Genomic DNA, 6,005 nt, shown 5'->3' with positions numbered 1-6,005 from the left:
GCAGCTACCGGGTTGTCGCGGCTCGCATATTCACGCCACTGCAGCTTGCGCAGCTCAAGCGAATAATAACGAAAACGCAGCACATCGAGAAAAGGCAGCGTGACCTTGAACTCCTCCGGCTCGGTCACCCGCGGATAACCGTCATAGCTGAAGATGGCGATGGGCACAATACGACGGCGATACTTCTCGTACAAGCGGCTGAAATACACAAACAACCGTTCCGGAAACTCCGTCTGCCGCTTCGCTTGCGATTCCGGGTGGATAATGATCAGCCCTTCTTCGCCCGTATCTTCACCCCGCAGCTTCGTCTCCACGAGCAGATCGACTTTCCGCTTTTCCCCGGCAGTCACATCGGTGAATACTTCCTGCTGCAGGAACTTGACGTGACCAAAATCGATCGCGGCCGCAACTTGCGGGAAGAACAGCTCGATAAAATCCTGAAAAAAGGTAGCGAGCAATTCCTTAAATAATCGATCATGATCGATTGGCGGAAGAGCCTGTTCCTTCATCTTTCCCTCGACTCCCTTCAGAACGCAAAAAAACGCAAATCCGCGGCGGTATTCCGCCAACCAGATTTGCGTGCTTCGCAAATAGATTCGTTTATGGCTCAATTGTATCGGAAGATTCGGCTGAACTCAAGTATATTGCAGCAAGCAAAACCGCCAAAGAGCAAAATCCGCTCCCGACGGTTTTTGTAGGATTCGCCTTTTATTCTCCGTAAATCTGGGCGACCTGGTTCGTCTGCTCGCGATTGCGGCCGACCGAGAAGATAGCGATCGGAATGCCGGTCAGCTCGGTAATGCGCTGGATGAAGCGCTGGGTCGTCTCCGGCAAGTCGCCGATCCGCTTCGCGCCGGAAATGTCCTCATGCCAGCCCGGAAGCTCCTCGTATACCGCCTCGCACTCCTCCAGCAGCTTGAGGTTGGCCGGGTAGTGTTCCATCAGATCGCCGCGGAATTTGTAGGCCGTGCAGATTTTCACCGTATCCAGCCCGGTCAGCACGTCCAGCGAGTTCAGGCTTAAGCCGGTGATGCCGCTGACGCGGCGGGCATGGCGGACGACAACCGAGTCGAACCAGCCGACGCGGCGAGGACGTCCCGTGACGGTGCCGTACTCGTGCCCCTTGTCGCGAATCCATTGGCCAATCTCGTTGTCCAGCTCGGTCGGGAACGGGCCGTCGCCGACGCGAGTCGTATAAGCTTTCGCGACGCCGATGACTTCCTTGATCTTCGAAGGACCGACGCCGGAGCCGATGCACACTCCGCCTGCGGAAGGATTCGAGCTGGTCACGTACGGATACGTGCCCTGGTCGATATCGAGCATGACGCCTTGCGCGCCTTCGAACAGCACCTTCTTGCCGCCGTCGATGGCGTCGTTCAAGACAACAGACGTATCGGTGACGTAAGGGCGAAGCTGCTCGGCCAGCGCCAAGTAATCGCCGATGATGCCGTCCGCGTCGAGGGCTTCTCCGCCGTACATTTGGGTAATGACTTGATTTTTGTCCGCGATAATGGCGCGGGCCTTCTCCTCGAACGCCTCCGGCACCATCAGGTCGGCGATGCGAATGCCGTTGCGCGCCGCTTTATCCATATAGCAAGGACCGATGCCTTTGCGCGTCGTGCCGATCTTGTTGTCCGCCTTGCGGTCTTCCTCCAGGGCGTCGAGCACCAAATGATACGGCATAATGACGTGAGCGCGGTCGCTGATCTTCAAATTGTCGGTGGAAAACCCGTTATCCTGAATGTACTGAATCTCTTCCACGAGAGCGGCCGGATTGATGACCATCCCGTTTCCGATGACGCAGAGCTTGTTCTGATTAAAGATGCCGGATGGAACCATTGTTAACTTGTACTTCTTGTTATCTATAAGGATAGTATGTCCGGCGTTATTGCCGCCTTGATAACGAGCGACGACATCCGCCTTCTCGGCCAGATAGTCGGTGATCTTCCCTTTGCCCTCGTCTCCCCATTGCGTACCTACGACAACGACTGTTGACAATGCAATCCCTCCATCCGAATGCGCCATGCGCACATCGGCATGATAATGCCGCCCGATATCGCAAATCGCGATCAGGCAGCATGATTAGTTTATCAACTGTACCGGGGGAAGTCAACGGAAAAGCGAACAATACCGCAACCGCCTAAATGAATGTTCGGAATTCGATCATACAAGACGACGTTATGCGCTGCCGGCATAGGCTTCGCCATGCGATCGGTCCAGACTGACGAACTTGTTGAAATTCTTCAGGAACACCAGCTCGACCGTCCCGACCGGTCCGTTCCGCTGCTTGGCGATGATGATCTCGATAATGTTCTTCTTCTCGGACTCCTTATCGTAATAGTCGTCCCGATACAGGAACGCGACGATATCGGCATCCTGCTCGATCGAGCCCGACTCCCGGAGGTCGGACATCATCGGACGTTTGTCCTGACGCTGCTCGACGCCGCGGGAAAGCTGGGACAGCGCGATAACCGGCACTTCCAGCTCGCGCGCGATCTGCTTCAGCGTCCGAGAAATTTCGGAGACCTCCTGCTGCCGGTTCTCGCCGGCTTTGCCCCGGCCCTGAATCAACTGCAGGTAGTCGATCAGAATCATTCCCAGTCCTTTTTCCTTCTTCAGGCGGCGGCATTTCGCCCGAATGTCGGACACGGTAATGCCCGGCGTATCGTCGATGTAGATTTGCGCTTCCGATAGCGAGCCGATCGCCATCGACAGCTTCTCCCAATCGTCGCCTTCGAGATGCCCCGTTCTCATGCGCTGCGCGTCCACATTCGATTCGGCGCAGATAATCCGCTGCACGAGCTGCGCGGCGGACATCTCGAGACTGAAGATCGCCACCGTCTCCGAGGCGCGAACGGCAACGTTCTGCGCGACATTCAGCGCGAAGGCCGTTTTCCCTACGGACGGACGGGCGGCGACGATAATCAAGTCGTTCTTCTGAAATCCGGCGGTCATCCGGTCGAGATCGACGAATCCGGAAGGAATGCCGGTTACGCCTCCCCGGTTGTTAAACAGAAACTCGACGCGCTCGAACACTTCCATCAGCACGTCGCGAATGCTGATGAACCCGGTGGAGGTGCGCCTGCTGGAGATTTCCATAATGCGCGTCTCGGCGTCGTTCAGCAGCACGCTTACGTCGTCTTCGGTCGCGTAGCCGTTGGAGACGATCTGCGTCGCCGTGCGGATCAGACGGCGCAGAATCGACTTCTCCTCGACGATCGTTGCATAGTATTCCACATTCGCCGCCGTGGGAACCGCGTTGGCGAGCTTCGTCAAATAAATAATTCCCCCGACCTCTTCCATCTGCCCCAGGTCTTGAAGCCGGGAGGCCAGCGTAACGAGGTCGATCGGTTGATTGTCGTCGTTCAAGGAGACCATCGCATCGAAGATGCGCTGGTGAGCCACGCTGTAGAAATCCTCCGATTTTACGCGTTCCATGGCGGAGACGAGAGCTTCGGCTTCCAACAGAATCGCGCCGAGCACGGCCTGCTCCGCTTCCATATTTTGCGGCGGGACGCGGTCGTACAGCATCTGCTGCTCCACGTTTCCGTTCATCGGATCATTCCTCCACGACTTGTACGCTTAATGTGCCCTTTACGTCAGGATACAGCTTAACCGTCACTTGCGTAACGCCCAGCATTCGAATCGGATCGTCCAGCTCGATTTTCCTTTTGTCGACCGAAATCTTTTCCTTCTCCAGCGCCTCGGAGATCTGCTTGCTCGTAATCGCGCCGAACAGACGGCCGCCCTCTCCCGCTTTCGCTTTGATGACGACTTTCATTTCGCTAAGACGGGCGGCAAGCTCCTGCGCGGACTTCTTCTCGTTATCCTTCTTCTTCTGGGCGGACGCGGTCTGCTGGTCCAGCGCCTTCTTCGCGCCTTCGGTGGCGATCTGAACGACGCCCTTCGGCAGCAGGAAATTGCGCGCGTAGCCTTCCGACACTTCCTTGATTTCGCCTTTTTTCCCCTGGCCCTTCACGTCTTGCAAGAAGATGACTTTCATTCGAATAACCCCTCTTCCTTCTCAAGTTCTTGTAACACTTGCTTAAGCTTGCCCGAGACTTCCGCAATGGTGCCTTGCAGCTGAGTCGCGGCGTTCGTGAAATGCCCGCCGCCGCCCAGCCGCTCCATCACGATCTGCACGTTGATCTGGCCCAGGGATCGGGCGCTGACGCCAATCAGCCCGTCCGGCCGCGCGCCGATGACGAAGGACGCCTTGATTCCCGTCATATTGAGCAGCGTATCCGCGGCCTGCGCGATCAGCAGCTGCGGCACCTGCTTGCCGGGCTCGGCCGCCGCGATCGCGATGCAATTGCGGAACGTCTCCGCGTGCCGGATCAGTTCCGCCTTGCGAATGTATTCGTCCAGGTCCTCCTTCAGCATCCGCTGAATCAGGGCCGAATCGGCGCCGTTGCGGCGCAGGAAGGAAGCGGCCTCGAAGGTGCGGGAACCTGTGCGGAAAGCGAAGCTTTTCGTATCGACGGTAATGCCCGCCAACAGCGCCGTCGCCTCCCGCATATCGAGCACGACGCGCTCGTGTATATATTGCAGCAGTTCGGTTACCAGCTCGCAGGTTGACGAAGCGTAAGGTTCCATGTAGACGAGCACCGCTTCGTCGATAAACTCCTCGCTGCGCCGATGATGGTCGACGATAACGATCCGCTCCGTCGCCTGCAGCAGCCGCGGCTCGGCGACCATCGTCGCCCTGTGCGTGTCCACGACGACGGCCAGGGAGCGCTTGCCCATCAGGCCGAGCGCATGATCCGGGGAGATGAACCTTTTCGTCAGCTTCTCGTCTTCCTTCAGCATATCCATCATCCGCTGGATCGAAGGATTGACGCCTTCGAGCACGATGTAGGCTTCCCTGCCGTACAGCTGCGCCGCCTTCAGAACTCCGATCGCCGCGCCGATGGCGTCCATATCCGGCTGCTTGTGGCCCATGACGATAATGTTGTCGCTTTCCTTCATCAGATCCCGCAGCGCGTGCGCAATGACCCGGGCGCGAACCCTCGTCCGCTTCTCCACCGCGTTGCTCTTGCCGCCGTAGAAGCTCTGGCGCTGTCCGAACTTGACGACCGCCTGATCGCCTCCTCGTCCGAGCGCGATATCCAGGCTGCCTTGAACGAGATGGCCGAGCTCGATCACGTCGTCAGAACCCGACGCGAAGCCGATGCTCAGCGTCATCGGCAGCTTCTGGTCGACCGTAATCTCCCGCACGTCGTCCAACAGCTCGAACCGGGATTGCTCCAGCGCCTTCAAGGTACCCTGCTTCGTGACCACCATATAGCGGTCCGAAGACAGCCGCCGCAGCATCAGGCCGTATTTTAACGCCCATTCGTTGATCTCTCCGGTCACCTTGGACAGCATCAACGCGCGCTGCTGCTCGTCCATGCCTTGGGCCACCTCTTCGAGATTGTCCATCATCACGATGCCCAGCGCCAGCTTCTCTTCCTCGTACCGCTTCTTCAGCATCGAGCGTTCGGTAATGTCCACGACGTACAGAACGCGCTCGCTCTGCCGCAGCTGAAGCTCGAATATTTTGCCGCCGATCGTAATCTCGCTGCCCGGCTCCTTGTCCTTGCCCGCCGGCTGCAGCACCGGAAAAGTCGTAAACAACGACTCCCCGACAATCGAGGATTTGCCGGTCATTGACGCGATCAGGCCGTTGTGCCACTGAATCTCGTTATCCTCGTCGAAAATGACGATGCCGATAGGAAGATTGCCGACGACGTCGTTGCCCACGCTCTTGATCCGATAGGACAGCGTCAGCACGTAATCGTCCAGATCCCGCCGGAACGCCTTCTCCGCGAAAATACCGTACACGGCGACGATCCCGCCCAGCACCAGGCCCAGCAATCCCAGCAGCCACTGATACCAAGCGAGAGCGACCGTCATCATAAATATAAGCACCAGCGCCCAGACAATATGCATGCCGTGCCAGCGCTGCACGAGAAACTTGGGCATATCCGCTCCGCTCCCGTCTAATGTTTATCGGAACGGGCTCC

General features: G+C 57.8%; 5 protein-coding genes. All 5 read right to left on the bottom strand.

Annotation, left to right across the window (positions count from 1 at the left end; genetic code table 11):
• On the bottom strand, window positions 1-509 hold a 509-nt coding region (locus tag ACFFT4_RS30475), incomplete at its 3' end, for an RpnC/YadD family protein (RefSeq protein WP_512699944.1).
• A gap of 199 nt (window positions 510-708) precedes the next feature.
• The gene (locus ACFFT4_RS30470; protein ID WP_378052901.1) at window positions 709-1,998 is read right to left on the bottom strand and encodes an adenylosuccinate synthase; all 1,290 of its coding nucleotides are present in this window, start codon (window positions 1,996-1,998) and stop codon (window positions 709-711) included.
• Between the two features lie 180 nt (window positions 1,999-2,178).
• Window positions 2,179-3,555: a replicative DNA helicase gene (gene dnaB / locus ACFFT4_RS30465; RefSeq protein ID WP_378052900.1), complete on the bottom strand. Its 1,377-nt coding sequence runs from the start codon at window positions 3,553-3,555 to the stop codon at window positions 2,179-2,181.
• A 4-nt stretch (window positions 3,556-3,559) separates the two neighbouring features.
• Entirely contained in the window at window positions 3,560-4,003 is a 444-nt protein-coding gene (rplI, locus tag ACFFT4_RS30460) for a 50S ribosomal protein L9 (protein WP_378052899.1), read from the bottom strand.
• On the bottom strand, window positions 4,000-5,964 hold the full coding sequence (locus ACFFT4_RS30455) for a DHH family phosphoesterase (protein ID WP_378052898.1): 1,965 nt from the start codon (window positions 5,962-5,964) through the stop codon (window positions 4,000-4,002). Before ACFFT4_RS30455 ends, rplI begins: the two co-directional genes overlap by 4 nt.
• Window positions 5,965-6,005 lie beyond the last annotated feature (41 nt).

It is taken from the genome of Cohnella cellulosilytica, from assembly GCF_042431195.1.
In the GTDB taxonomy this organism is placed as follows: Bacteria; Bacillota; Bacilli; order Paenibacillales; family Paenibacillaceae; genus Cohnella; species Cohnella cellulosilytica.
Note: the sequence above shows the minus strand (reverse complement) of the source record. Positions and strands in the feature narration are given on the sequence as shown.